This is a genomic window from Acidobacteriota bacterium (assembly GCA_029861955.1).
Lineage (GTDB): Bacteria > Acidobacteriota > Polarisedimenticolia > Polarisedimenticolales > Polarisedimenticolaceae > JAOTYK01.
Genome location: JAOTYK010000005.1, coordinates 23,869 through 49,065, shown reverse-complemented (window position 1 = coordinate 49,065; position 25,197 = coordinate 23,869). Strand labels below are relative to the sequence as shown.

The window sequence follows — 25,197 nt, the reverse complement described above, 5'->3', positions numbered from 1 at the left end:
CGTTTCCACTCGGACGCGGGTTCAGGGTCCGATATCATGCCCTTCCGTTAACCCCAGGACTTGCCGAAGGGGCTGGATTAGGCATTGGCGAGAGCCAGCGAGGGAGAGTTCCATGAGCGTTCGGGTCGCGATCAACGGGTTCGGTCGTATCGGCCGCAATGTGTTCCGTGCCATCTACCTACGAGACGACATCGATGTTGTCGCGATCAATGACATCGCCGATCCCCAGGCGATGGAATACCTGCTTCGCTTCGACTCGATCCATGGTCCTTTTAATGAGTCGGCCCGTCTGATGGAAGGGCACTTGTTCTGCAAGGGTCGCAAGATTCCCGTGCTCCATGGCCGCGAGCCGGGTGACGTTCCGTGGTACGACCACGGTGTCGACGTCGTGGTCGAGGCCACCGGAATCTACCGCAGTCGTCGGCAGCTCCAATCCCACCTGGACGCAGGCGCGGATCGGGTCGTCTTGACGGTGCCGCCCGCCGATGAGATCGACGCCGTCCACTTACCGGGGATCACCGAACAGCCCCTCGATCGGCGCCATCGCATCATTTCCTGTGGGACCAGCACGGCGAACTGCACGGCCGCGATGATCCGGGTCCTGAACGACGCCTTCGGCGTCGAAAGCGGCTTCTTCACCTCCGTCCACGCATACACCACAGAGCAGAGCCTGATTGACACGCCCAGCGAGTTGGATCTGCGGCTGTCCCGGGCTGCGGTCGAGAACATCGTGCCGGTGCGTAGCTGGACCCAGCACGCGATCGAGGCCGAGTTTCCCCACCTGGAGGGCCGTTTCGGCGGTCACAAGGTCAACGTCCCGGTTCCCGACGTCTCCTGTGTCGATCTGGTCACGACCCACCCGGTCCAGGTCTCCGTCGCGGACGTGCAAGAGGTGTTTCGCAGCGCCGCGGCCAGCACGCTGAAAGGCGTGTTGCGGTTCATCGAGGAGCCGATCGTTTCCTCGGACATCGCCGGAAGCACGGCTTCCTGCTGTTTCGACTCGCTGGCGGCGATGGTCGTCGGCGAGCAGATGGTCAAGACCCTCGGCTGGTACGAGCAGGGAGGGGGGCTGACCCACCGCATTATCGAAGTAATCGCGCAGATGCAGCGCAAGGCGGCACGATGATCAAGATTGCCATCAATGGATTCGGTCGGATCGGCCGAGCCGTGTTTCGTATCCTGGCCGACCACCCGGAGATGCAGGTCGTCGGCATCAACGACATCTCGCCGGCCAAGTCGCTGGTTTACCTGCTGAAGTACGACACGGTCATGGGTCGCTTCGCGCAAGACGTCGCTCTGGACGGCGACCAAGTGACCTGCGACGGAAAGGCAACCCGCATCAGCCAGATCCGCTCGCCGGCGGAACTGCCGTGGGGTGAACTGGGAGTCGACATCGTCATCGAGGCCACCGGGCGCTTCCGTCAGCGTCAGGAGATCGAGCAGCATCTGAAGGCAGGCGCACAGCGGGTTATCCTGACGGTGCCGGCCAAGGATCGCCTGGACGCGACCATCGTACTGGGAGTCAACGACGACGAGTTGAAGCCGGAGCACCGCCTTCTGTCCAACGCCTCCTGTACGACAAATTGCCTGGCGCCGTTGGCCAAGGTGCTCGATGACCGGTTCGGTATCGAAAAGGGCCTGATCACGACGGTCCATGCCTATACCAACGATCAACGGCTGGCCGACTGGTACCACGCGGATCCGCGCCGCTCCCGCGCCGCAGGCGAAAACACGATTCCCACGACGACGGGCGCTGCCCGGGCCGTGGGCCAGGTGTTGCCACAGTTGGCCGGCAAGCTCGACGGCATGGCGATGCGGGTCCCGGTACCCGACGGGTCGATCGTCGATCTGGTCGTTCAGCTACGAAAACCTGCCGACTCCGAGACGGTCAATGCCGCGCTTCGGGAAGCCGCGGACGGCCCGATGCAGGGGATCCTTCAGTATTCGACCGAGGCACTCGTGTCGACGGATATCGTCGGCAACCCACACTCCTGCATCTTCGATGCGCCGCTGACCCAGGCGCTGTCCAACGGAATGCTCAAGGTGTTCGCCTGGTACGACAACGAATGGGGCTACGCCAATCGAGTCGTCGATCTGGCCCAGCGAGCCGCGACTCTCTGAGGCGGTTATTGCGATTGCAGCGTCCATCCGGCACGCCGACGTTGCTCGCGTGGCTTTGCGTACTTGCCGCCTGCACTCCGGGTGGGCCGGCGCCGGTGGAGGTCGACCTCAGAGGGACCAGTGCCGAAGCGGCTGCGCTGATTCGCGACCTGCGGCGTACTGCCGTGGCCGAACCGCAGGACGCCGACAAGCGCGGTGAATTCGGTTTCGCGCTCGAGGCCAACGGGATGCCCAGGGCCGCGGTTCAGACCTACCTCCAGGCGGAAGATCTGGCGACGACAGACCCGCAATGGAGCTACCTCGCAGCGGTTGTCCTGGCGCAACTCGGCCAGCTCGACACCGCCCTTGCCGCGCTCGATCGGTCGGTGGCGATCGACCCCTCTTACGTGTCCGCCTACCTCTACCGCGGCGCGTGGCTGCTCGACCTGGGGCGGGTCGACGAGGCGCAGGCGGCGTACGAGCATGCAACCCGATTGCAGACGGATAACACGGCCGCCTGGTACGGACGGGCTCGCGCCCACCTACGCCGGCACGAAGGCGCCGAGGCGCTGGCGATCCTCGAACGACTCGCGATCGGACGCGAACAGGTTCCCTACCTGCAACAGTTGCTCGGCTTGGCCTACCGCGAGACCGGCGATCTCGACCGGGCGCGCGAGGCGCTGGCGGTTGGCCGGGGAGGCTTGCAGCCTCCGTTGTGGCCCGATCCGCGGCGTCGGCCGCTCTCCGGCTACGCGCGGGGCTACGCGGCCGAGAAGCGACGCGGCGATGCGTTCATCGAGGTTGAACGCTGGCAGGACGCCGCGGCAACGCTGGAGCCGCTGCGCGAGCGCAACCCGACGGACCCCGACCTTCTGACGAATCTTGCGCTCGCGTACCGCAATCTGGGACGCGTCGATGATTCGGTTCGTCTGCTCGAGTTCGGTCTGGAGCATCACCCGGATCACGTTCACTTGCACGTCAACCTCGGCGTAGCTTACGAGCAGCGCGGCGAGTTCGAGCAGGCGCTGCAGCAGTTCGATCGGGCGATCGAGCTCAACCCGAAGCTGGGTTTCGTCTACCAGCGCAAGGGCCTGATTCTACTGTTCCGGCTGCGTCGCATCGACGAGTCGGTGACCGCTTTCGAGCAGGCTGTCACCTACGACTCTCAAGATCTGAGCGCACACGTCTATCTCGGGTTTGCACTCGTCGAGGCGAAACGTTGGAGTGAGGCCGCCGAGCGGCTGGCGCTGGCGCTGTCGCTCGACCCAACGAGCCGCGATGCGATGCTGGCGCTGGCGATCGCCCGCAGCGAGCTCGGGGAACTCGATCGCGCCGAGGCCTTACTGGCGCGCATCGAGCAGCTCTCTCCCGGCTCGCCGCAGGTCTCCCGCCTGCGTGAGCGGCTTGAGCAGAAACGGGAGGAAACCCGATGACCCGGCACGATCCACGCCACGGCCCTCGCAGCTCGTGGTGGGCGCTAGTCGCCGGCATCGTCCTGCTGGCGTCTGCGAGCTGCGCATCGCCTCCCGACAAGCCGCCCACCGGACCGCCCTGGTTCGAGGAGGTGGCGCGGGAGCGCGGCCTCCGGTTCGAGCACCGCTCGGGGCACGCCGAGCGTCACATCTTCCCCGAGATCATCGGAGGCGGCGCTGCGCTGTTCGACATGGACGGCGACGGAGATCTGGACGCCTACCTGGTGCAGAGCGGAAACCTCATCGATCCCGGGGCGCAGGGCGGCGTCAACCGCCTCTTCGAAAACGACGGTGCGGGACACTTTCGCGACGTCACCGAGGGCAGCGGGGCCGACGATGACGGCTATGGCATGGGGGTCGCCGCCGGCGACTACGACGACGACGGCGATGTGGACCTCTACGTCACAAACTATGGGCCGAACGTTCTGCTGCGCAATGAGGGGGGCGGTCGATTCGCGGACGTCACGGTGGCCGCAGGCGTCGGTCACCGGGGCTGGGGCACGAGCGCCGCGTTCGTTGATTACGATGCTGACGGCGATCTGGACCTGTTCTTCACGAACTACGTCAACTGGTCGCTCACCGACGAACGGGACTGTTACAACACGGCGTGGCAGCTCGACTACTGCTTACCGACGAATTACAAATCACCGGCCACCGACGTGCTCTACCGAAACGACGGCGTCGGACGCTTCACCGACGTAACGGTCGAGTCCAATCTGAACACCAGCTTCGGCAATGGTCTGGGGGTCGTCTGCGCCGACTACGACGGCGATGGCGCCATCGACATCTTCGTCGCCAACGACGCGATGCTCAACCAACTCTGGCTGAACAGACAGGACGGCACCTTCGTCGACGAGTCGTTGCTGCGCGGCTGCGCGCTGGATGAGCACGGCATGACGAAGTCCGGCATGGGCGTTGCCGCAGAGGACTACGACGACGACGGCGACCCGGACCTGATCGTCGTCAATCTCGAGACCCAGACCGATTCGTTTTTCCTCAACGAGGACGGTTTCTTCCGCGACCACACCGGCGAAGTCGGGCTTGGCGCGACGAGTCGGGTGCACACGCGCTTCGGGATCGGGTTGGTTGACTTCGATAACGATGGGTTTCTCGACCTGTACCACGCCAACGGCAGGGTGACGAAAACCGCCGAGCCGCTAACCGGCGATCCGTACGCGGAGCCGAACATGCTGTTCGCCGGCGCCGATAACGGCCGCTTCGAACCGGTCAGTCCGCAAGGCGGCACGCTCGAGACGTTGGTGGCCACCAGCCGTGCGGCGGCTTTTGGCGACGTCGACGGTGACGGAGGCCTGGACGTCGTGGTGGTCAATCGAGACGCGGCGGCCTACCTGCTCATCAACGTCGTGCCGAATCGCGGTCACTGGATCCGATTCCGTGTGCTCGGGCCCAGTGGGCGAGACGCGATCGGATCGACCGTCCAGGTGGTGTTCGACGGGCGGACCAAGACGCGCGGCGTGCGTAGCGCCTACAGCTACAACTCGGCAAGTGAGTCGGTCGCGCACTTCGGTTTGGGCGACGCGACGCGCGTCGACCAGGTGACCGTACTCTGGCCCGACGGGACGCGTGAGATCTTCGGCGAACTCGAGGCCGACCAGTCCGTGACCCTGCGCCGCGGCGCAGGCAGCCAGGCCGTCGCCGGGAGGCGCGACTAAGGAGCCCGTTGGCTCCTACAGTTGAACCCGCACGGTTTGAAGTGAGTTCGCCGGAAGCATGACCTCCGCGTAGCGGCCGGAGATCTGCAGCTTGAAGGGGATCGGCTCCTTCGTCGTATTCAGCAGTTGGACGCTCAAGAGCTTGTCTTCGTTGATCGTCGCAGAGGCATGCAGGGCGTCGGAGTCCAGCCCGTCGAGTGAACGCTGGGTTCGTACGGCCTTGTCGCCGGGACGGATGGTCCGACTGAACTGCGCGAGGACGTAGTAGATCGGCGTGTAATAGACCTGCCGCGTCGTCGTGTCGATCATGATCGGTGCGCCGCAATAATTCCCCACGTGGTTGGGTCCGCCTTCCTGGTCCAGGACGACGTTCCAGTCCACCCAGCCGCTGACCCAATGATCCAGGCTGACGATGATGTTGCGTGCATAGCGATGCACGGGGGTGTAGACGGGATGATCTGCAGACGCCTTCCCCGCCCAGGTAGCACTGTAGGCCCAGTCCGTCGCGTTGGCGTTCCACCAGAACGAATCGTTGTCGAACCAGCCCGATTCCTTGAAGCCCTCGGGATCCTCGATCCCGCCGGGCGCGTCGATTCCCAGATTATCGATGCACCCCTCTGTATGCACGATGCTGCAATCCGGGAACTTGGCGTGCACTCGATCGAACGTGTCTTCGTAGACCTTGAAAGTACTCGAGTACCAATGAACGGCTGCGCCGTAAACATGTTTCGCAGATTCCGGATCCCCGAAGATCACGTCGGTCCACTCTTCGAGGCCATCCCGATTCTGATCGTAGATGAGCAGTCGGGTCGCCGCATGCGAACTCGCTTGTAGACGAGGCCCCAGGTGCTGCTTGATGAAATCGTTCTGCGACTCCGGAGAGAAGTGCATGCTCTCCCACTGCCCGCCGTTGCCGTGCGGTTCGTTGACCGGCGTCAGACCCCACATTTCTACGCCTGCGCTCTTGTAGGCGTCGAGGTATTTGACGAGGTAGTCGGCGTAAGTCGAAAGGTACTTCGGCTCAAGCCAACCGCCGTCGCCCTGCCAGTCGTTCTCCGCGGAAAGTGGGATGTACCAGGTATCGATCGTCTTCATCCACGGCGGTGCAGTCCAGGCGGAGGCGATAATGCGCAGGTCTTGGTCCTGTTGTCCGCGTTTGATCTCGAGCGCCTCCTGGATCATGGGCAGTAGGTCGTAATCGGGATCCCGGATGCCCGGATAGTTCGCGGGGTCGAATCCCTCTAAGTCCGGTGCGATGCTGAACGCCGTCAATTCCGTGTCATCGGCTTTCTCCGCGTAGGAGTACTTGCCCTCCACGCTGAAATCGCAGGATCCGATATGCGTGCGGGTCAGCGTGAAGTCGGCACCGGACTCGCCGTAGATGCGCCGCATGACCTCCCGGCGCCGCTCCGGTTCCAGGTGCGCCAGCACAAAAGCGGAGGATTCCGTAAACGAAGAGCCGATTCCGTCGATGGTCTGTTTGGTCTCGTCCGGATACACGGAGATGACCGTGCCGTCTGCCCGGCCCGGTCGGAAGGGGACCCCGTCCATTGAGGCCAGTTTGTGTCCCGACTCCGAGGTGAGCAGGATCTCGACCATGCGGATCGCTGATGTGCCCGATTCATTCGTACCCGTGCAGGCCACGGTCGCAAGGGCGATCCAGGCCACGAGCAGTCGGTGATGCGATATCCGGATCTTCATCGGCACCAGTCTAGACCGGAGCGGCCCGAGTGACCGCTCCCGGGTGTCGCGTCTCGCGACGACGTGTCGGATTCTCCGACCGGCTTGATCCCCCTGATTCCGTGGGTTCGTTGGGGTCTTCCCAACAGTCCCCAGAACGTGTCGCGAATCGCGACACGGATTACAGATTCCAGTTCTTGGCTCTTGTGGCTGTAAGCCCTTGCAATTAAGTGAGTTGGATCGATTGAGATCTGCGGCGTGGATCTTGCAAACCAGGGTGCAGGTATTCCAATCCGGAGGCACCCATGAATGTGAAAAGAATGAGATGGCTCGTCTGGCTGTTTGCCGTCGCGCTCATCACCGGCGGCGCGCTCGCCGCACCCGGTCCCAATACGGGAACGGAGAAGAACAAGGAAAAGGTCGATGTGATCTTGACCTTCGACCGAGCGGTCGGTCCCGACGATCTGGACAAGAGTCTCGAGGCGAAGGTCAATCGTCGCTTCGATAACTTGCCGATGATCGCCATCAACATCCCGGCCCATCGACTCGAGCAAGCCGCTCGTGGCAACGGAGTTCGGTTCATGGCTCTCGACGCGCCGATCGAGGCCGCGTCCAGCGCCGGTCGCTCCACCGCCAACACGCCGGCCCTCGGGTCGTACTACGACAACGTCTACAACGGCGCCGGTCTCAGCGTGGCGGTGATCGACTCGGGTGTCGCACCCCATCCGGACCTGTGGATCCGAACCCAGCGGGACTTCGTCGACAACGTTTCGCACTTTCCCAACGACCCCTACGGTCATGGCACCCATGTCGCCGGCATCATCGCCGGTGTAGGCTCGGCTTCCGGCTTCGTGCACTGGGGACAGGCATGGAACGCGGGAATCGTCTCGCTGCGGGTCCTGGACGAGGGTGGCGCAGGCCAGGTCTCGGGCCTGCTGGCCGCCATCGACTGGCTGTTGACCCACGGGGACACTTACTCCGTCAAGGTTGTCAACCTGTCCGTCGGAAAATCGATCCAGGAGAAAGCCGCCAACGACCCGCTGGTCCTGGCGGTTGAGTTGTTGTGGGATGCCGGCTACACCGTCGTCTGTTCTTCGGGCAACTTCGGCACCTCCGGCTACGGAACGATCACCAGCCCCGGTAACTCGCCCAAGGTGATCACCGTCGGTTCGTGGACCGACAAGGGCACCGCGGGGATGCGCGACGACTTCCTGTCGACGTTTTCCTCCAAGGGCCCCACGCTGTTCGACTACTTCGTCAAACCGGATCTCGTGGCCCCGGGCAACCGGGTGGTCTCGACGATGGGCGCCTCTTCGGCGATGAAAACCCAAATGTCCGACAGGGTCGCCGACTGTGGTCTGGCGGCCTGCAACGCCGACTATCTCGAGCTCTCCGGTACCAGCATGGCGGCCCCGATGGTCGCCGGTGCTGCGATCCGCATGATCGGCCGGGAGCCGACCCTCAACCCGGCTTCCGTGAAGGCGCGATTGATGTCGTCTGCACGCTCGCTCCCCGGCGAGGCCCTCGCCGTCGGCGCCGGTCTCCTCGATGTCAGAGCGGCGCTGGATGCCACCGGCATCGCCACCGTGGCTCCCTCGCCTCGTATTGGCATGATCGAGAGCAACAGCAAGGTCGTCATCGAGAACGTCGCGTCCACGTGGGGCAGCCCCTGGACGTCCGCCGTCCTGTGGGACGACGCGGTCATGTGGTCCGATGCGGTCCTGTGGGACGACGCCGTGATGTGGTCCGACGCCGTGATGTGGTCCGACGCCGTGATGTGGTCCGACGCCGTGATGTGGTCCGACGCGGTCTTATGGTCCGACGCCGTGATGTGGTCCGACGCGGTCTTATGGTCCGACGCCGTTCTCTGGAGCGATGTCGTACCCAGTTCCAATAAAGGTGTGCTGAGCGATTCCGCCGATGCCATGTCTTGTTCCGACGACGCCGGAAGTAGCGCCCCTGCTGCTCCATCTGCCGATCGCTGATCTCTTAACTCTACCTGACTAACTGGAGCATCGGATGTCCACACTCACTCAACGGGAAAACGAAGCACGCGCAAGCGCTGCTCCGTCTAGCCGCGGAGCGGGATTGGTAGTGTTTTCAGGTACGGTCGTGTTGGCGGTTGCCACGATTTGTGGATTCCTTCCACCCACGGGCGTCCGGACGGAGTGGCCTGTGTTGCTGACCCTCATTGGACTGGCGGCCTTCGTGGGCTCCCGCTCGGTGAAGGTGCCGGCGTTAAAAATCGAAGTCACTGCTGGTGACGCGTTCACGTTCCTTGGGTTGCTGGCGGTCGGACCGCTGGCTGCACCGATCGTCGCCCTGGCGGGCACGGCAAGTGCGGTCATCGCCTCTGATCATTTCAAGCGGCGACGTCTTAAGGCCATCTTCAATATGGCCTCTGTGACGCTCTCCGCAGCAGCCTCGGCATGGGCGCATCAAGCGATACTGGCCGGCGAACAACTCGGCAGCTACACGTATGCTGTCGCAGTCGTCGTCGCCGGTGTCACGTTTGGCCTCGTCAACACCCTATTGGTGGCGCTGGTCATGCGTATTGCAACAGGAACGTCTGTCGTTTCGAACTGGTTAGGTTTCGGTCCCTGGGCCGTGGGCTCCTCCATGGGTAGCCTCCTGATCGCCCTCGGTTTGCTCTCGCTCATTCCCTCGGTGGGATTTGCAGGGCTGGTCCTTGGACTCTTTGGGACCCGACTCGTCACCACTTCGATCCAGGCTTTCCGCGACAGTACAGGAGATGTTTCCGATCTCACCGTGAGTTGATCAGTTACTATTTCCCACACGGGCCCGGCGGATAGCCAGCCGCCGGGCCTTTTTCTTTTCTCGGCATCGAGAACCTGCGCGTCACTGCGGTCCCGAATTGTCATCCACCGTCCGGCCGCCGGACCTCGATGAATTGATCGACGTCGACGTCCGCCAGCGTCGTCTGTTGTCCGTCGGGCCAGTCGACCACCAGTCGCTCGACCCTGGTCGCGTCTCCGAGCCCGACATGCAAGCGCGGGTCGTGGGACGAGAGATAGGAATCGCCGCTGGCGAGATCGCGGATGAACGTGCGCCCCGACGCCTGCACGCTCAGTCGGGCGCCGATCTCCGGCCCGTCACCGGGACTGGAAGGCAGGATGACGGTGAGCCAGTGCCCCTGGGCCGACTCGTTGCGCAATAACGACGGAGGACGATCGAGGTGGGTGAACAGCAGGTCCAGGTCACCATCGTCATCGTAGTCGCCGACAGCCAGCCCGCGGCTGGAGCGTTGCAGCGCGAAACCGGGCCCCGCTGATTCGGTCACCTCGCGAAAGGTACCGTCACCGAGATTCTCGAGCAGCTGGTTCCGCTGCTCGTAGCGCATACCGAACTCCGGATGCTCGTCGACCTGCGGGTAGATGTGACCGTTGGCGATCACAAGATCCAGGTCTCCGTCACTATCCAGATCCGCCAGCGCGGTGCCCCACGAAAGCGGCAAACGGGTCGCGGCGCCGACCCCGGAAGCATCGCTGGCGTCGCTGAACAGGCCGGTTCCATCCCCGAGGTACAGCGTGCTGAAGTCCTCGGAGAAGTTCGTCACCACGAGGTCGATCGTACCGTTCCCGTCGACATCCCCGGCCGCAACGCCCATGCCTGCCTGGGCCGCACCACCGACGTCGAACGCGGCTCCGGACCACAGCCCGGTCTCGCGGAACACTCCCTCGCCTTCATTGCGGTACAGGAAGTTGGCATCGGAATCGTTGGCCACATACATATCGATGTCGCCGTCGTCATCCACGTCAATGGCGCGGGTTCCCAGACCATAGCCTAGGGCGTGGTCGGTCAGACCGGCGCTGCCGGTGGCAACATCGAATCGGCCCTCGCCGCGGTTCAGCAGGAAGTGATCCGGAGCGCCGGGCATGCCGAACGGACCTGCCGCGACGGTGTCGACACCCTTCCAGTCCAGCGTGCGACGCGCCACCAGCACTTCGTCCAATGACTGCTCAATGTAGGCCGCGATGTACAGGTCGAGATCGCCGTCGCCGTCGGCGTCAAAGAAGCTGGCGCCGCTGTTCCAACCGGGGATCTCGACGCCGGCCTCCTTGCTCACATCCTTGAAGCCCCCGTCTCCGCGGTTGTGGTAGAGGACGTTGGCGCCGAAGTTGGTGACGAGCAGGTCTGGCCTGCCGTCGTCGTCGTAGTCCGCGACGGCCACGCCACAACCCCAGTGCTCGGCGTCCGCGACACCCGCCCGGTCGGTCACGTCCTCGAATCGGCCGTCGCCGAGTCCACGGTACAGCGCGTTGCGCCCATGTTCGGCGATACGGCCGTCTTCGATGCGATGCGCGTTGACCAGATACAGGTCAAGCCGACCGTCCCCGTCGAAGTCCAGCCAGGCGGCTCCGCTGCCCGCACTGTCCAGCAGGTGATCTTTCCCCGGTCGCCCGGCGTGGATCACGCGGTCCAGGCCCGCATCGGCTGCGACGTCGACGAACTGAAAGCCAGCGCGTAGCTTCGACGCCGCGCGATCCGCCTCACCGCCCCCGCAGCCGACCGCCGCCCAGGACAGAACAACAACGCCGATCCACTCGACGATGCGGGTCAGTGCTGCACGCCGTCGTGGAGCGAACCGAACGCGGACTGAACGGTCTTCCACTGGGCTTCCAGCGCGGCAGCATCCTTGCCGCGGGCCAGTCCACCGATGGCCTTCGCCGCGTCGAGCAACGTCTTCTTGGTGGCGCGGTCGATGATCACGAAGCCCGGGTCGTACTTGCCGTCGTCGCCGTCGTCGGCGTGATGGTGGTGTCCGCCGTCGATCAGACGCTTGCGCACCGCAGCCACTGCCGCGTCTCCCTCGTTGCCGAGCTGCGCCACCAGGGTTGCCAGGTTTTCGATTTCGCTCCGCGCGTCTTCACCGTCTGCGAGCTTGGCCTGTGCCTTGGCGTGCACCCCCTCGGCATGTCCGAAGGTCGTGGCCAGGATCGAGTGCACCAGGTTCCATTCCGTCTGCTTGGCTCCCAGGATCACATCGGCCAGGCTGGAATACGAGTCGACGATCGGTCGCGGTGTTGCGGTAGCGTCGTGCTTCGGCATCTGCGCGAAGACCGGAGAGATCAGCGTGGCACAAACGAGCACGGATAGCATGACAAATATTCGGCGTTCCATGAGGTTCTCCATTTTCTTGTGCCGAACGGACCGGCGTCGGTGGCAGCCGCGGCATGACGCCGGGGCACAGGGATGGTAGCGACTGATGGCCGGGGTCACGGGGGGGCTATGGGACCCGAACGGTCCATATAACGACAAGATCAGACGGCACGATCCGCCCGTTGACGGTAACTTCCGACCATGTGGCGCCTAATATTGATCGGATTGTTACTCCTGCCCTGGCCGGCGAGCGCCGGCGAGGTCGTGCGCATCGAGGCCGACCGCGACGCGACGCTGATCGAGTCGGCGGACGGGTCGCTGGCAAACGGGTCCGGCCCGTCCGTGTTCATCGGCCGCACGTCCCAGAGTGTCGATTCTCGCCGACGTGCGCTCCTGCGTTTCGACGTCGCCGGCACGCTACCGCGGGATGCGGTGATCGACTCGGTGACGCTAACCGTGTTCGTCAACCCCAGCAATTCGCAGCCGTCCACGGTGACCGTGCATCGTCTGCTGTCGGACTGGAGCGAGGGCCCGAGTAGCGCCAGCGGCGGCGGCGGTCGCCCGGCCGAGCCGGGTGACGTGACCTGGATCCATACGGACTACGATGACGCGCGCTGGCCGCGGCCGGGTGGCCACTTCGTCCCGCACGCGAGCGCGAGCGCGACGCTGAGCATCGCCGCACTCTATTCGTTTCAGACTCACGAACTGGCCCGGGACGTTCGTCGCTGGCTGGTGGCACCGCACCGCAACTTCGGCTGGTTGCTGATCGGCGACGAATCCCAACCGCAGACCGCGAAGAACCTGGCCAGCCGCGAGTCCGCCGATCCATCGCGGCGGCCGGTTCTCGAGATCCGTTACAGAGTGGCTGCCGCTACGGACAGGCGCTGATCCCTCCATCCCGGTTCGCGCTACCGTAACTGCCGCCGTCGGTCCGAAGGAGGTACCAGTGTCCCTCGCCCGGCGTCGGAGTGACGACGCGGATGTCGAGGTAAGTCTCGGTCTCGTTGTTCGCCACGCAGATCTGGGTTCCCCCGACGAACCCTCCCATGGCCTGCAGATTGGAGAGCGTGCCACGGGCGACGTCGTAACCACCGCCGGCCGCCTCGACGTTGCCCCACCATAACTGGGTGCGATTGACGGCCAGTTGCAAGACGTCGCTCAGGCCCCCGTCGCGGATGTCGACACTCTCGATGTCGCCGGTCGTCACCAGTCGGTCACCGACCACCGTGGCGCTAATCCCGAGCGACTGCAGAGTCGAGTCCGCATTAATCGCCGCCGCCAGCGCCTGCACGATCTGGGCTGCCGTCATGCCGGTGGTATTGCTGGCCCGGATCAACTGCCCGTTGACGATCAGGTCGACGCGGCCGCCGCCCTGACCGGTACCGACCCCGCTCAACTCGAAGTACTCCTCGATCGAATCGCAGTCCGCGGCGCAGCCGTCCAGATCCTGCCCCAGTCCGTCGTCGCACGACTCGGCGGGCGCGTCGAGTTCGCCGTCGCCGCAACGCACCGTCTGGAACTGGCGCATCATCTCGTGATCCTCGTGCTCGAGGATATGGCAGTGATAGGCGTACTTGCCTTTGTAGTCCTCGAAACGCGCGATCACCCGCAGGATCTCGTTTGGACCGACCATCGCCGTGTCCTTCCAACCGCTCTCCTCGGGTAGCGGCGGCTGTGGGTTGCCGTCGGGGATGATCTCTCCGCCCGCCCCGGTCGTGAAGCCGTCCCGGTCGAGGATCTGAAAGAACACCAGATGCATGTGCATCGGATGGGAGACGCCGGAATCGTTGATGAAGCGCCAGATCTCGGTGGTATCGAGTTCCGGGTACTCCGTGATGTCGTCCCAATGCAGGTCGTTGATCTCCCAGATCGAACGGCCGCAATCGTCCACACCCGAACGCTTGAGGTTGAAGTCGCGGCTCAGGATCGCTTCCCCCTCCGGGATGCGATCGATCGGTCGTAGCGTGGGAGGAACCGGGTCGGTGTCGCCAATCGAACTGCCGACCACGAACTTCATTACGTCGCTGATGTCGTTCGCCCCGTTCGGGAAGGGGGCAGCGGCGCTGTTCTCCAGCAGGATCTCGTCGCCGGCGTTGTAGCCGGCGAAATCGACGATCACGTCATAGCGTTCGCCGGGACCGATCGTCAGTTGACCGACCCCGGGCACCGGAGTCTCAAGCAACCCGCCCTCGTTGCCGATCACGGTGAACGTCAGCAGCCCGCTGGGCGGATTCAGCGAAAGCGTATAGACCCGCGATCCGGAGCCGCCAAGCAGGCGCAGTCGGTACTTGCCCTGATCGACGTCGAGGTACGGCCAGACCTTGCCGTTGACCATCACCTTGTCGCCGAAGAACATGTCCTGCCATTCGGATGGGTAGTAGTAGGTTCCGTCGGGATTGAACATCCGGTCCTGGATCACCACGGGCACTTCATAGGGCCCGGTGGGGATGTTGATCGCGTCCTCGACCGCGTCGCGCATCAGGTAGGCGCCGGCCAGACCCATGTAGACGTTGAGCCGGGTGATGCCGAGGGCGTGGTCGTGGAACCAGAGGGGGGCCGCCTGCTGACCGTTCGGGTAGACGTAGGTGACCGGAGGGGCCCCGGGTAGGAACGTATCCTCGGGGTAGCCGTCGACCGCAGCCGGAACGTGTCCACCGTGCAGATGGACGACCGTCTTGGCGACGTCCTCCGCGCCATGGATACAGACGTTGCCGAATCCGTCATCCTGGATGTCGACGTCGAGATAATGGTTGTCGGTCCGCAGGATGTTCGTGTCGAAGTCACGGATGTCGTTAATCCAGTTGACGGTGACCGGCATATTCTCCCGCGCGATGATGATCGGTCCGGGGGTCTGCGGCGGCGAGGTGCCGTCGGTGTAGCCCCAGACCCGCGCCGGTCCAGGCAGCTCGCTGTGGGCCTGCTGCTCGAACTCGACCATGGAAATCGAGTACTCGGCGATCCCGCCGATCGAGCCGCTGTCCGGCACCGCGATCGGCGGCAACGGCAACGGATCGACGAACGGGGTCAGCGCGATGGGGCACTGGGCCAGTAGGCAGGTCGAACCATCGCCCTGGTAGACGCTGCCTACGGTCATTTCGCAGTCGGCCTGGGTCCCCTCGGTGCAGGTGCCGTCGGTCGCGCAACAGGCACCCAGCGCTGGGCCGGTGCAGGGGTTGGGGGTGCAGGTCGTCCCATCGCCCTGATAGGTCCCGGTGCAGGCACCGATCCCGGCAACGATCGAACAGCTGTCGCCATCGCAACAGGCACCGGTCGGCCCCCCTGACGGCGTGTAGTCGATAAACAGCGAGGGGCGATCCGCGCCGCCGTTGTCGGTGTTGTTGACGCTGGCGAAGCGCTTCGCCGTTTCGATCTGGCTCTCGTCGACGATCAGGATCCAGCCGAAGTTCTGCGTCGGGACGTCGAGCCAACCCTGGACATCGCTGACCATCGTGGAGGTCGAACCCCAGCTGTAACTTCCGTTGCCACCGACCGTCGTGGTGCCGCTGATCGTCGCCGAGAAGTCGCCTCCAGGGGTGCCCCAGATCTGGGACGAATAGAACGTGTGCTGCCATGTCGGGTCGTTGGTCGTCGGCGTGTCGCCGCGCCCCTGCTGGGAGTTGCCGGTGTTGGAGGTTCCCTGCCCCCAGTCGGACTGCAGCCGGTGCAGCGGCGCGTTGAACCCGGTGTTCTGCTTGACGCGGTTGGCGACGAGGGTCAGCTGGACCGCGTTGATCGTCGCCCCGGGGGGCACGGCACCGGCAACGTCGAAGTAGAGCACGGCACGCCGCACGGCGACCTGACCGCTGTTGTTCAGCGCGTCCTTGACCTTGCCACTGAACAGGTTGGGTCCGAGCGCATTGCTCGTGTCCTGAAAACCAACCTGACTGACCGGTTCGTAGAGCGTGTTGTCCCGGGTCGGGGCGATCTGGACGCTGTCGGCCCAGGTGACCCCTCCGACCAGAATCAAGGAGAGGAAGAAGACGAGAGAGAGCGATCGAAGTCTCATGGCAAACCCCCTGAGACCATTTCCTCTGTTTAATAGGGTGCAGTCAATCGGGTCCAGGGACCTTTCGACGCGATAAGTCCACTTGATAGCGCAATTCTCGAGCGAATCTCGACCTCATCGGATGCCGCCCGCGATCGATTCCCACCGCCTCCATTGACAGTTTCTTCGGTAGGCGCTACTTTTAATGCAGGTTCCCGGTCGCAACCAATCGTACAGAAACGACTTTTTGCCGTGCCGAAGCCCGGCCGATGTGTGTTAGACGTCGGCACTGATCCCGCCTCCTTTCCGGAGTCACGGGCCGGGAATCCGAGTCATGCTCTCGAGAAGGAGAGCGAGGAGTTTGAGATATGGGAACGAGATTGTATGTGGGGAACCTCCCCTTTAGCGCCGACGATTCTCAGGTGCGGTCGCTCTTTGAGCAGAATGGTCGCCAGGTTGAGGAAGTCCACCTGGTCACCGACCGAGAGTCCGGGCGCCCCCGCGGTTTCGGGTTTGTCGAGATGGCAAACAGCGAGCACGCCGACCAGGCCATCCAGGAGCTGAACGGTCACTCGATGGACGGACGTCAGCTGAACGTCAACGAAGCGCGTGAGCGTGGCAGTGGCGGCGGCGGCGGCGGTGGTGGACGCTACTAGTTAGCGTTGAACACATCGATTAAATTGCAGGGGCGTCCTTCGGGACGCCCCTTTTTTTGTTGGGTGGAGGCATCCGCTTAGGTTACGGCGGGATGGGACGCTAGACTGGCGACCAGCCATGAACAAAGCCCTTCTCTCCGTCCTCGTCCTCTTTTTCGCCGCCGGCTGCGGCGGCCGGAACGAAGACGGTCGCCAACTCGTGTCGGCACAACGGATGCTGATGGGCACCTCGTTCCGGATCGAGGTCGTCACGACCGATTCGGAAGGCGGGCGGGCCGCCGCCGAGGCGGCCCTGGACGAGGTCGCCCGGGTCGAAGAGCGACTCAGCGAGTGGAAGACGACCAGCGAGATCAGTGCGGTCAATCGGGCCGCCGGCGAGAGCGTCGCCGTCGAGGTCGGCGAGGAGTTGTACGAGGTCGTTGAACGGGCGCTGCAGATCTCGGAGATGACCGACGGCGCCTTCGACATCACCTATGCCGCGTGTGGGCATCTATGGTCGTTTCGCGAGCCGCGCATCCCGACCGACGCACAGCTAGCGGCCTGCTTGCCCTCCGTAGGCTCCGAGCGGGTCGAACTCACCGCCGCAAACCGTGCCATCCGACTCCCTGACCCGGCGATGAAGATCGGCATCTCCGGCATCGGCAAGGGGTACGGCGTCGATCGGGCGGCGGCGGTGCTCGAGAGCCACGGGATCTTCGATTACACCATCGACGGCGGTGGCGATCTCCGTGTCCGGGGCGGCAACGTCGATCGGCCCTGGCAAGTGGGGCTGGCCGACCCGCGCCGGGAGGGGTCGTTGTCCGGTGCGATCGAGCTGGACCGCGGTGCCATCGTCACCTCCGGCGACTACCATCTGTTCTTCGAGCGGGACGGCACGCGATATCACCACATCCTGGACCCCCGCACCGGCCGGCCGGCGCCGGATTCCATCGCGGTGACGGTGATCGCCCGCAACGCCATGGACGCCGATGCCCTGGCCACGGGCCTGTTCGTGCTGGGCCCGCTGCAGGCGCTGGAGCGGGTCGAGGCGCTCGCCGGCGTCGAGGCCCTGATCACCGATCCGGAGGGGGTCCGGCACGCCTCCTCGGGCTTTCCTATAAGTGGTCACAGCGGCTCGACAATCCGCGTTGACGCTGCCTCGCACGGCAAGTAATTTCGAGTTATATTCAGTGTGATTCCGCCGTTGGAGCGTCCTTGCATGGTCGATGAGCAACACCCCGGAGCGAAGAAACGCGGCGCCCTCGACCACACGCTGGACGAGCACCGGGAGTGCGACCGCTGGGTCGCCAAGCTGGAAGATTGCCTCGATAGCCACCCCGACAGCTCGGGTCAGTGGGTCGGCCGTTTACTCGAACATCTCCCCGGACTCGCACGCACCCTCCGCGAGCACTTCGTCACCGAGGAACAGGGGCCGCTCTACGCCGACCTGCCGACCCGTCGTCCCCGGATCGCCAGTCGCGTCGAAGCCCTGAAACTCGAACATCCGGGGATGCTCGTCGAGATCGACCAGATCATCGACGCCACCGGTGGCCTGCGGGAGGCCGAGCTCTACGAACTTCGTGAGCTGAACGCCCGCATCCAGCTGTTCGTCGCCCGGCTTCGACGCCACGAGGCGGCAGAGAACGAGCTGATCTTCGAGGCGTACTGGGACGACATCGGTGTGGGCGACTGATCGAGTCGTGGTTGTATTCCTCGTCTAATGATCCGCTGGAGGTTGCATCCATGAGTCTACGAATGGCCCGTACGGATACCGATGCGTCGCCGCGCCCCGCCTCCCGGGTCGAGGAAGTCGACCAGGCCATCGTCGAGTTCGTCTCGGACTCCGGCGAAGGGGCCCAGACCGCAGGCCAGATGTTCGGCACCGTGAGCGCCCAGATGGGTAACGGTGTCTGGACCGTCGAGATCATCCCCGCAGAGATCGAACCGCCCCCTCGCTCCAAGGAGAGCGCCAGCGGCAACCGGATCCGAATCGCCGGGGCCCCGGTGACCAACATGGGCGAGACCGCCGACGTGGTGGTCGCCTTCAACGAGCAGGTTCTCTACAACCGCATCACGGACGATGCGTTGCGCGAGGGAACGATCGTCTTCCTCGAAAATATGTGGGGTGACTCTCCCGACGAGGGGATCCGCAAGCAGTACGCCGAGGCGTTGGCGGACTTCAAACGGCGAGGCTACGTCGTCGTCGAGGTTCCGATGGACGTCGAGTGCCGCAAGATCGTCCCCGACCCCCGGCGGGGCAAGAACATGTGGGCCCTCGGCATGGTCTCTGCGATCTACGAGCGGGACCTGGACAAGCTTCGATCGCTGATTGAACTCCGTCTCGGAAAGAAGGGCGAGAAGGTCGTCTCGGCGAACCAGTCCCTGATCCAGGCGGGCTACGAATGGGCACAGCAGAACGTCGACTTTCGTTTCCGCGTCTCCGTCCATCCCTCGACGGAGGAGCGGGTCGTCATGAACGGCAACCAGGCGCTGGCGCTCGGCATCATGTCGGCCGGTATCGAGGTCTGCTCGATGTATCCGATCACGCCGGCGACGTCGGTGTCCCACTACCTGGCAGACGCGCTCCAGAAGGTCGGCGGTTTCGTCCATCAGGCCGAGGACGAGATCGCAGCCATCGGTTTCGCGTTGGGAGCGACCTACGCCGGCAAGACCGCCGTGACGGTGACCTCCGGACCGGGTCTGGCGTTGAAGACCGAGTTCATCGGACTGGCCGTGATGGCGGAACTGCCGCTGGTCATCATCGATGTCCAGCGTGGCAGCCCCTCGACCGGACTCCCGACCAGGGTCGAGCAGGCCGACCTGATGGCGGCGATCTACGGCGCACCGGGAGACGCGCCGAAGATCGTGATCGCCCCGTCTTCCATCGAGGAGTGTTTCCACTTCGTGATCACGGCCAGGAAACTGGCCGAGACCTTCCGCGGACCGGTCCTCGTGCTGACCGACGCCAACCTGGCCACCGGCCAGACGTCGTTCAAGCGACCCGTGGTCGAGGAAGAATGGCTGGCCCCACCGATCGACCAATCGGCCTGGGACAAGGAGGTTCCGCCCTACGCCTGGGATCCCGAGACCGGTCTGTCGCAACGACCCGTACCGGGCCAACGGGGCGGCGAATACGTCCTGACCGGGCTGGCCCACAGCGAGAAGAGCAAGGTGGCCTACGACGCGGCGACGAACCAGCGCTCGATGGCGGCCCGCAGCCGCAAGCTGGCCACGCTGCAACGCTCCCTCAAGCCACCGGTGATCCACGGCGATGACGAGGGCGACCTCCTGATCGTCGGTTGGGGTTCGACCCGTGGCGCCATCGAGGAGGCCGTCGACAAGTTGCGGGAGGCCGGCAATAAGGTCTCCTGCCTGACCCTGCGCTTCCTCTCGCCCCTCGAGCCGGGTCTCAAGGAGATCTTCTCGCGATTCAGAAAGATCAAGACCATCGAGTTGAACTACAGCGACGATCTCGACGACCCGAAGATCCGACCGGAGAATCGACGCTACTCGGAACTGGCGTTGTTGTTGCGGGCCTGGACCCTTTGCGACGTCGGCTGCTGGTCCAAGGTTTCGGGGATCCCGTTGCCTCCGGACGAGATCGGGCGGGTGATTCAGGCGGAGTTGGATAAACTCGGCCGGGACTGACGGAGGAAACGATGTACGGCTTGAAACAGGACTGGGAGATCGAACCGAAGGCCACGCACCACGTCCTCGAGGACTACTCCGGGACCGTGCCGCGCTGGTGCTCGGGCTGCGGCGATTTTGCCGTGCTCAACGCGATCCAGCGTCTGGCCCGGGACGAGCAGTTGCCTCCCGAGAAGACGGTGATGGTTTCCGGTATCGGCTGCTCAAGCCGTCTCCCGCACTACATGAGTACCTACGGCTTCCACGGTCTCCACGGCCGGGCCCTCCCGATCGCCTGCGGCATCCGCTCTCGCCGGCCCGACCTCCACATCTTCGTTGTCACCGGCGACGGTGACTGCTGCGCCATCGGTACGGCACACTGGATCCACGCGATCCGCTACAACATGAACATGACCGTCTTGATGTTGGACAACAACATTTACGGCCTGACGAAGATGCAGAGTTCGCCGACGACACCCCAGGGCAAGAAATCGAACACCCATCCCCGTGGCGTGGTGCTGCCGCCGCTCAACCCGCTCAGCGTCACCCTCGGCATTACCAACGCGTCGTTCGTGGCCCAGACGGTGGACTGGAACGCCGCTCACGTTTTCGCCACCATCGCCGCCGCCCACAAACACCGTGGGTTGTCGTTCGTGCGGATCCTGCAGCGTTGCCCACACTTCATGGCCGATGAATTCACGCCTCTGCAGGACGACCCCTCTAAAATGATGCTGCTCAAACACGCCGACGGCATCGCCGTCGACCCGATGATCGAGAAGCTGTTCAAGACTCAGCAGGCGCACGACCCCGCCGACCTTAGCGCCGCTCGCGATCATGTCGCACGGGAGGACGTCGTCCCGGTCGGCCTGCTCTATCGCAATCCGGACAATCCGTGTTACGACCACGAGTCGGCGGAGGGTCTCGGCATGAGTCGTTCCAGCAGGCTTGAAGGGCTGCAGGCCCAGATCGATCAACACCTGATCTAGTTCGCAGCGGTCAGAGGGCAGCCATGGCTCGTGCCGGTACAGGAACCGAACAGACACCGAAGCGGGCAGACGCTCGAGGTCGCCTGGTGGCTCGAACGGCCCTCGATGCGATCAACGAGACCGAACGGCTCGTCTGCGGAACGGGCGCGGTCTTGCGTCCCGCCATCGCCGAGGGGCTGGCCCTGGAGGGGCGGCCGGCGGCGACGCTGCTGGCGACCGGAGACCACGGCGGCGACTGCGCCTTCACCTGTGCGCCGTGGGTTCACCATCGTCTACGCTCGGGACCAAGCAGCGGCTTCGCGTTTGAACTGACGGCGTCGGTCTCCCAGGATGCCGTCGATCATTGCCTGGTGGCGCACGAACTGGCGCGGCGGATCGGCGCCCCCGGAATCTGTACGTTCGATCCGCCCCCGGCCGGGCCGCTGGAGTTGCTCCGGCTCCCCCATGATGCCCTGGTCCGCGAGCTGACCGACGAACCGGTCATGGATGTCGGGTCGGTGGCCAACGAGGCCACCCGGGCCTTCCGGCGGGTCGCCGGTCTCACCGGGCGGCCCCTGGCAGCGGTCACCTGCGACGGCCCGCAAGGGGCCGAGTACGGCCTCGTCACCGGCGGAGCCTCCCGGGCGGCGACCCGACGACTGGCCCTTGCGCTAGAAGCCGGCGGACTGCCGTGCCGGGTCATCTGCATCCACCTCATTCGCCCGTTTCCGGTCTTCGCTCTGGCGGAGGCGGTGTCGGGCCTCGCGGGAGTCCTGCTGATCCCCGGTGTCGATCATGTCGTCGAGGCAACCCGCCGGGCCTGCATCGAAGGCGGGCATCCTCAACCGCCGGTGCTCCTCGACCCACTCGACCCACGGGACGTCGACGACACCTCCGCTGCCGCCCGGCTGGCCCTGGGCCTGAAGCCGGCCCGCCATCGTGAAGCCTCGCCGCCGGTCGGCGTCCCACCGATCGTTCTGACCGCCCGACCACCCGGTGGTTGGGCCGAGAGTTTCCTGCTGGATCTGGCGGCCCGGCTCGGGTCCATCGAAGAGGTCCCGTTCCGTCGTGTGGGCTCGAACCTGCGGGTCGGGGAAGGGGACCCGGAAACGGGAACGGCGGCCCCCGCCGATCTCGCGCTCTGCGCCCACCGCTCCTGTCTGGACCGCCGAAGCCTGCCGGCCGCGATGGCCCGGGGGGGAACCCTGGTCATCGTCTCGCGGAGCCCGGTCCCGACCGATTGGTGGAACGGGCTGCGCCCCGAGGTTCGCTACGAGATCCTGCAACGTGAGCTGCGATTGAACTGGCTCGATTTGGGCAACACGCCGCAGTTGGAGCTGGCGGATCCTGCGGCCGTACGCTCGATCGTGCTGGACGGATTCCTGGCGGCCGCGGCGCCGAGCCTCGACCGGGTCCTTGCGCGGGAGATCGGCTCGCGTCTGGCGCCTGCCGCGCTGACCGTCCTCGACCCGACGGCCCTCGAAGCGGAACGGTCTGCAGCGGAGGCCGACTTCATCTCGCCACCCGATTCGCTGCCGACGATGCCGCCGACGCCCTCCCTTCCCAACGAGGAGGCATCGGGCGACGCCGACGAGTGGCGGGTGGCCACCCGTCGATTCCACCTCACCGGCGAGGGTGCCCACTCCGCCATGGAACCGACCGGAGCCGAGCCGCTTCACCCGTTGGTTCTGGAGGCACTCGACCTGCCGCAACGGAAAGGGGCGAGCTACCCGATGCTCGTCTTCGGTGATCCTGCGGAGGAGATCGCGGAGCCGTTCGAGAGACGTGTCGCCGCGATCTTCCGGGAGATGGCGTCTCAGGGTGAAGCCGCCGCGGTCCTTCCCGAACATCTGCCGCAGCTCTCCGCCGCCGCCGCCCGGGTGGTCGCGCGAGGCACGACACCGACGGAGCTTGGTCTGCAGGTCACGGAGACGCTGGACGAACTTCGTCAACGGTTCGACCTGAGCGAGGCCGCCGCGACGGCCCTGCGATCGGAGGGCGAGCAACTGCGGGACCGCCTGAAGTCCTGCGCTCCCGGCGGGACGCTGGTCGGGCTGGACGCGGCAACACTGCCCGCGCTTTACGCAGCGGCGGTGGCCAACGTCCGTCGACGACGCAGGGTGCAGCTGCTGGAGGAGATCGACACCCTCGTGCAACGGTTGGAGGAACTCCTCAAGATCGACGACGGCCACACCCCCCAGCAGTGGACCGCAGGGGAGTTTGTTGACCCGCAGAAGCTGGCGGCCAACCTGCCCCGCCATCGCGGTCCGGTCCGACTGGGTGAGAGTCGCCGACTGCGGATCGAACGGACGCTGACGACGCTGCGCGGAGCCCGGGACGACGGTGGGGACTTCGATCTGATCGTCGTCCAACCGGACTCCGGCATGGCCGGCGACGAGCTGCCCCGTGCACGGGTCGTCGTGCATCCCGCCGGCCTGGAGACCGCGATCGGACTGTTCGACGGACTGGCGGCACAGAGCGTGGAGCTGTTCCGCGCCATCCGCGTGGCGCGCCTCGAAGTCGACGGTGCCTACGATCCGTCGACTCACGACGAACCGCTGGCACGCTTCGATTGGCAGGCGCTGACCGACGACGAGTTGCTCTCGCTACCGCGGTTGGTGGTGCTGGAGACGGATGCCCGCCTCCACGGGCCGGCCCTCGGTGCGTTCTCGGAGTTACTGCGATCCGGCCGGCCGCTCCATGTGCTGGTCGCCCAGAGTACGTCGGAACTTCGCGCAACCGAGAGCTGGCAAGGGCTGGCCGGCTTCCACCCGGGAATGGGCTACGTGGCCGTCGCCCACCGCGAGGCCTTCGTGGTCGAGTCGTCGCTGGTCTGTCCGCGCCGGCTGGTGGAGGACCTGCAGAAGATGGCGGGTTCTCTCCGTCCCGGTGTGGCCCTGGTGGCGGTCCCGGCCTGGGACGCACCGCTTCCGGCCTGGATCCAGCTCCAGGCGGCGCAACAAGCCCGGGCGATCCCGGTCTTCACCTACGATCCCGAAGCCGGCTCCAGCTGGGCCGACCGTTTCGATCTACACGGCAATCCCCAGCCCGGGCGCCCTTGGCCCCTGCACACGGTTCGTTACCGGGACGCCGACGGCGTCGAGGTCACTCTCGAACAAGCCTTCACCTTCGCCCACGGGGTGGCCCTCGATCCGGCGTATCGCAATCACTTCCGCATCCTCCCCGTCGAGGCCTGGGGGCCGGAACAGATGGAACTGGCGGACTACCTGGCTGCACCGACAGGGGCCGTCGCGCGGAAGTTGCCGTTCATCTGGGTCGTCACCGACGACGGCCGGCTGGCACGGGCAGGGGTCACCCGGGAGTTGGCCTACGCCTGTCACGATCGGGTCCGCGCGTGGCGGATCCTGCAGGAGCTGGCGGGAACCGACAACGAATATGCCCATCGCGCCGCCGCCGCCGCTCGTATGGAGAGCCGCGCCGAGGCCCAGCTCGCACGGGAGGCGTCGGACGCCCAACATGCGGCCGAGATCGAGAGGGTCCGTACGGAGACCGCCGGCGAGGCGATGGATCGGCTGGCCCGCGTGCTGATGGATCTGGACGCCACGCCCCCCACGACCCGGCCCGCGGCGATGAAGACGGAGGTGCCCGAGGAGCCGGTCGTCGAGGAAACACCGGAGGAAGCCGAGGGCGTAGTCGACGATGAAGAAGACGACTCCGACGTCTCGTTCAACGACCCGTATATCGACTCGGCACTCTGCACGTCATGTCGAGAGTGTATCGACGTCAACTCACGTTTGTTCAAGTACGACTCGAACAAACAGGCCTTCATCACCGACCCGGCCAACGGGACGTACGAGGAATTGGTCAAGTCTGCGGAGACCTGTCCCGCACGCTGTATCCATCCGGGGTTGCCAAGCGCCGGTGACGAGACCGTCAACGACGGTCTGCTCGCACGCGCGGCCAAGTTCAACTAGGAGC

The 25,197-nt window shown here is 65.0% G+C and carries 17 protein-coding genes; 13 read left to right on the top strand and 4 right to left on the bottom strand.

Features of this window, described 5'->3' with window-relative positions; all coding sequences use genetic code 11:
• Positions 1 to 112 precede the first annotated feature (112 nt).
• From OES25_03460 to OES25_03445, 4 genes are read left to right on the top strand one after another with little or no spacing between them, the layout of a single operon-like run.
• Positions 113 to 1,126, top strand: coding sequence for a glyceraldehyde-3-phosphate dehydrogenase (locus OES25_03460; GenBank protein MDH3626696.1), 1,014 nt, complete (start codon positions 113 to 115; stop codon positions 1,124 to 1,126).
• Complete coding sequence (gene gap, locus OES25_03455; protein ID MDH3626695.1) at positions 1,123 to 2,121, top strand: type I glyceraldehyde-3-phosphate dehydrogenase; 999 nt, start codon at positions 1,123 to 1,125, stop codon at positions 2,119 to 2,121. Before OES25_03460 ends, gap begins: the two co-directional genes overlap by 4 nt.
• A gap of 14 nt (positions 2,122 to 2,135) precedes the next feature.
• Positions 2,136 to 3,533, top strand: a complete 1,398-nt coding sequence (locus OES25_03450) for a tetratricopeptide repeat protein (GenBank protein ID MDH3626694.1) — start codon at positions 2,136 to 2,138, stop codon at positions 3,531 to 3,533.
• Positions 3,530 to 5,245 (top strand): CRTAC1 family protein, encoded by a 1,716-nt coding sequence (locus OES25_03445; GenBank protein ID MDH3626693.1) that lies wholly within the window; start codon positions 3,530 to 3,532, stop codon positions 5,243 to 5,245. The genes OES25_03450 and OES25_03445 overlap by 4 nt, the downstream gene beginning before the upstream one ends.
• Before the next feature lie 15 nt (positions 5,246 to 5,260).
• Here OES25_03445 and OES25_03440 read toward each other — a convergent pair whose 3' ends face one another.
• Positions 5,261 to 6,946, bottom strand: coding sequence for a glycosyl hydrolase (locus OES25_03440; protein MDH3626692.1), 1,686 nt, complete (start codon positions 6,944 to 6,946; stop codon positions 5,261 to 5,263).
• Between the two features lie 284 nt (positions 6,947 to 7,230).
• On the opposite strand from OES25_03440, the gene OES25_03435 reads away from it, so the two are divergent.
• Both OES25_03435 and OES25_03430 read left to right on the top strand, forming a co-directional pair.
• Positions 7,231 to 8,910 carry a S8 family peptidase gene (locus OES25_03435; protein MDH3626691.1) on the top strand — a complete coding sequence of 560 codons (1,680 nt, stop codon included), beginning with the start codon at positions 7,231 to 7,233 and terminating at the stop codon, positions 8,908 to 8,910.
• Positions 8,911 to 9,103: 193 nt separating this feature from the next.
• Positions 9,104 to 9,703, top strand: coding sequence for a hypothetical protein (locus tag OES25_03430; GenBank protein ID MDH3626690.1), 600 nt, complete (start codon positions 9,104 to 9,106; stop codon positions 9,701 to 9,703).
• A gap of 100 nt (positions 9,704 to 9,803) precedes the next feature.
• Here the strand turns inward: OES25_03430 and OES25_03425 are convergent, their stop codons facing one another.
• Both OES25_03425 and OES25_03420 read right to left on the bottom strand, forming a co-directional pair.
• Positions 9,804 to 11,558, bottom strand: a complete 1,755-nt coding sequence (locus OES25_03425) for a CRTAC1 family protein (GenBank protein MDH3626689.1) — start codon at positions 11,556 to 11,558, stop codon at positions 9,804 to 9,806.
• On the bottom strand, positions 11,504 to 12,067 hold the full coding sequence (locus tag OES25_03420; protein MDH3626688.1) for a hypothetical protein: 564 nt from the start codon (positions 12,065 to 12,067) through the stop codon (positions 11,504 to 11,506). Before OES25_03420 ends, OES25_03425 begins: the two co-directional genes overlap by 55 nt.
• A gap of 180 nt (positions 12,068 to 12,247) precedes the next feature.
• Between OES25_03420 and OES25_03415 the strand changes: the two genes are divergently transcribed.
• Positions 12,248 to 12,934 (top strand): DNRLRE domain-containing protein, encoded by a 687-nt coding sequence (locus OES25_03415; GenBank protein MDH3626687.1) that lies wholly within the window; start codon positions 12,248 to 12,250, stop codon positions 12,932 to 12,934.
• Here the strand turns inward: OES25_03415 and OES25_03410 are convergent.
• Positions 12,918 to 16,052, bottom strand: a complete 3,135-nt coding sequence (locus OES25_03410) for a multicopper oxidase domain-containing protein (protein ID MDH3626686.1) — start codon at positions 16,050 to 16,052, stop codon at positions 12,918 to 12,920. The two genes, OES25_03415 and OES25_03410, sit on opposite strands and share 17 nt — an antisense overlap.
• A 347-nt stretch (positions 16,053 to 16,399) precedes the next feature.
• Between OES25_03410 and OES25_03405 the strand changes: the two genes are divergently transcribed.
• The 6 genes from OES25_03405 (at position 16,400) to OES25_03380 (ending at position 25,193) form a co-directional block, all read left to right on the top strand.
• Positions 16,400 to 16,687 carry an RNA-binding protein gene (locus OES25_03405; protein MDH3626685.1) on the top strand — a complete coding sequence of 96 codons (288 nt, stop codon included), beginning with the start codon at positions 16,400 to 16,402 and terminating at the stop codon, positions 16,685 to 16,687.
• Between the two features lie 118 nt (positions 16,688 to 16,805).
• Positions 16,806 to 17,840, top strand: coding sequence for an FAD:protein FMN transferase (locus OES25_03400; GenBank protein ID MDH3626684.1), 1,035 nt, complete (start codon positions 16,806 to 16,808; stop codon positions 17,838 to 17,840).
• Between the two features lie 45 nt (positions 17,841 to 17,885).
• Positions 17,886 to 18,359 (top strand): hemerythrin domain-containing protein, encoded by a 474-nt coding sequence (locus OES25_03395; protein ID MDH3626683.1) that lies wholly within the window; start codon positions 17,886 to 17,888, stop codon positions 18,357 to 18,359.
• A 50-nt stretch (positions 18,360 to 18,409) separates the two neighbouring features.
• On the top strand, positions 18,410 to 20,314 hold the full coding sequence (locus OES25_03390; GenBank protein ID MDH3626682.1) for a 2-oxoacid:acceptor oxidoreductase subunit alpha: 1,905 nt from the start codon (positions 18,410 to 18,412) through the stop codon (positions 20,312 to 20,314).
• Between the two features lie 11 nt (positions 20,315 to 20,325).
• Positions 20,326 to 21,279: a thiamine pyrophosphate-dependent enzyme gene (locus OES25_03385; GenBank protein ID MDH3626681.1), complete on the top strand. Its 954-nt coding sequence runs from the start codon at positions 20,326 to 20,328 to the stop codon at positions 21,277 to 21,279.
• Positions 21,280 to 21,302: 23 nt separating this feature from the next.
• Positions 21,303 to 25,193, top strand: a complete 3,891-nt coding sequence (locus OES25_03380) for a ferredoxin (GenBank protein MDH3626680.1) — start codon at positions 21,303 to 21,305, stop codon at positions 25,191 to 25,193.
• The last annotated feature ends 4 nt before the right edge of the window (positions 25,194 to 25,197 follow it).

Coding starts and splice junctions, on each gene's coding strand:
- OES25_03460 (MDH3626696.1), top strand. CDS start 113: ATGAGCGTTCGGGTCGCGATCAACGGGTTCGGTCGTATCGGCCGCAAT.
- gap (MDH3626695.1), top strand. CDS start 1,123: ATGATCAAGATTGCCATCAATGGATTCGGTCGGATCGGCCGAGCCGTG.
- OES25_03445 (MDH3626693.1), top strand. CDS start 3,530: ATGACCCGGCACGATCCACGCCACGGCCCTCGCAGCTCGTGGTGGGCG.
- OES25_03440 (MDH3626692.1), bottom strand. CDS start 6,946: ATGAAGATCCGGATATCGCATCACCGACTGCTCGTGGCCTGGATCGCC.
- OES25_03435 (MDH3626691.1), top strand. CDS start 7,231: ATGAATGTGAAAAGAATGAGATGGCTCGTCTGGCTGTTTGCCGTCGCG.
- OES25_03420 (MDH3626688.1), bottom strand. CDS start 12,067: ATGGAACGCCGAATATTTGTCATGCTATCCGTGCTCGTTTGTGCCACG.
- OES25_03415 (MDH3626687.1), top strand. CDS start 12,248: ATGTGGCGCCTAATATTGATCGGATTGTTACTCCTGCCCTGGCCGGCG.
- OES25_03410 (MDH3626686.1), bottom strand. CDS start 16,052: ATGAGACTTCGATCGCTCTCTCTCGTCTTCTTCCTCTCCTTGATTCTG.
- OES25_03405 (MDH3626685.1), top strand. CDS start 16,400: ATGGGAACGAGATTGTATGTGGGGAACCTCCCCTTTAGCGCCGACGAT.
- OES25_03400 (MDH3626684.1), top strand. CDS start 16,806: ATGAACAAAGCCCTTCTCTCCGTCCTCGTCCTCTTTTTCGCCGCCGGC.
- OES25_03395 (MDH3626683.1), top strand. CDS start 17,886: ATGGTCGATGAGCAACACCCCGGAGCGAAGAAACGCGGCGCCCTCGAC.
- OES25_03390 (MDH3626682.1), top strand. CDS start 18,410: ATGAGTCTACGAATGGCCCGTACGGATACCGATGCGTCGCCGCGCCCC.
- OES25_03385 (MDH3626681.1), top strand. CDS start 20,326: ATGTACGGCTTGAAACAGGACTGGGAGATCGAACCGAAGGCCACGCAC.
- OES25_03380 (MDH3626680.1), top strand. CDS start 21,303: ATGGCTCGTGCCGGTACAGGAACCGAACAGACACCGAAGCGGGCAGAC.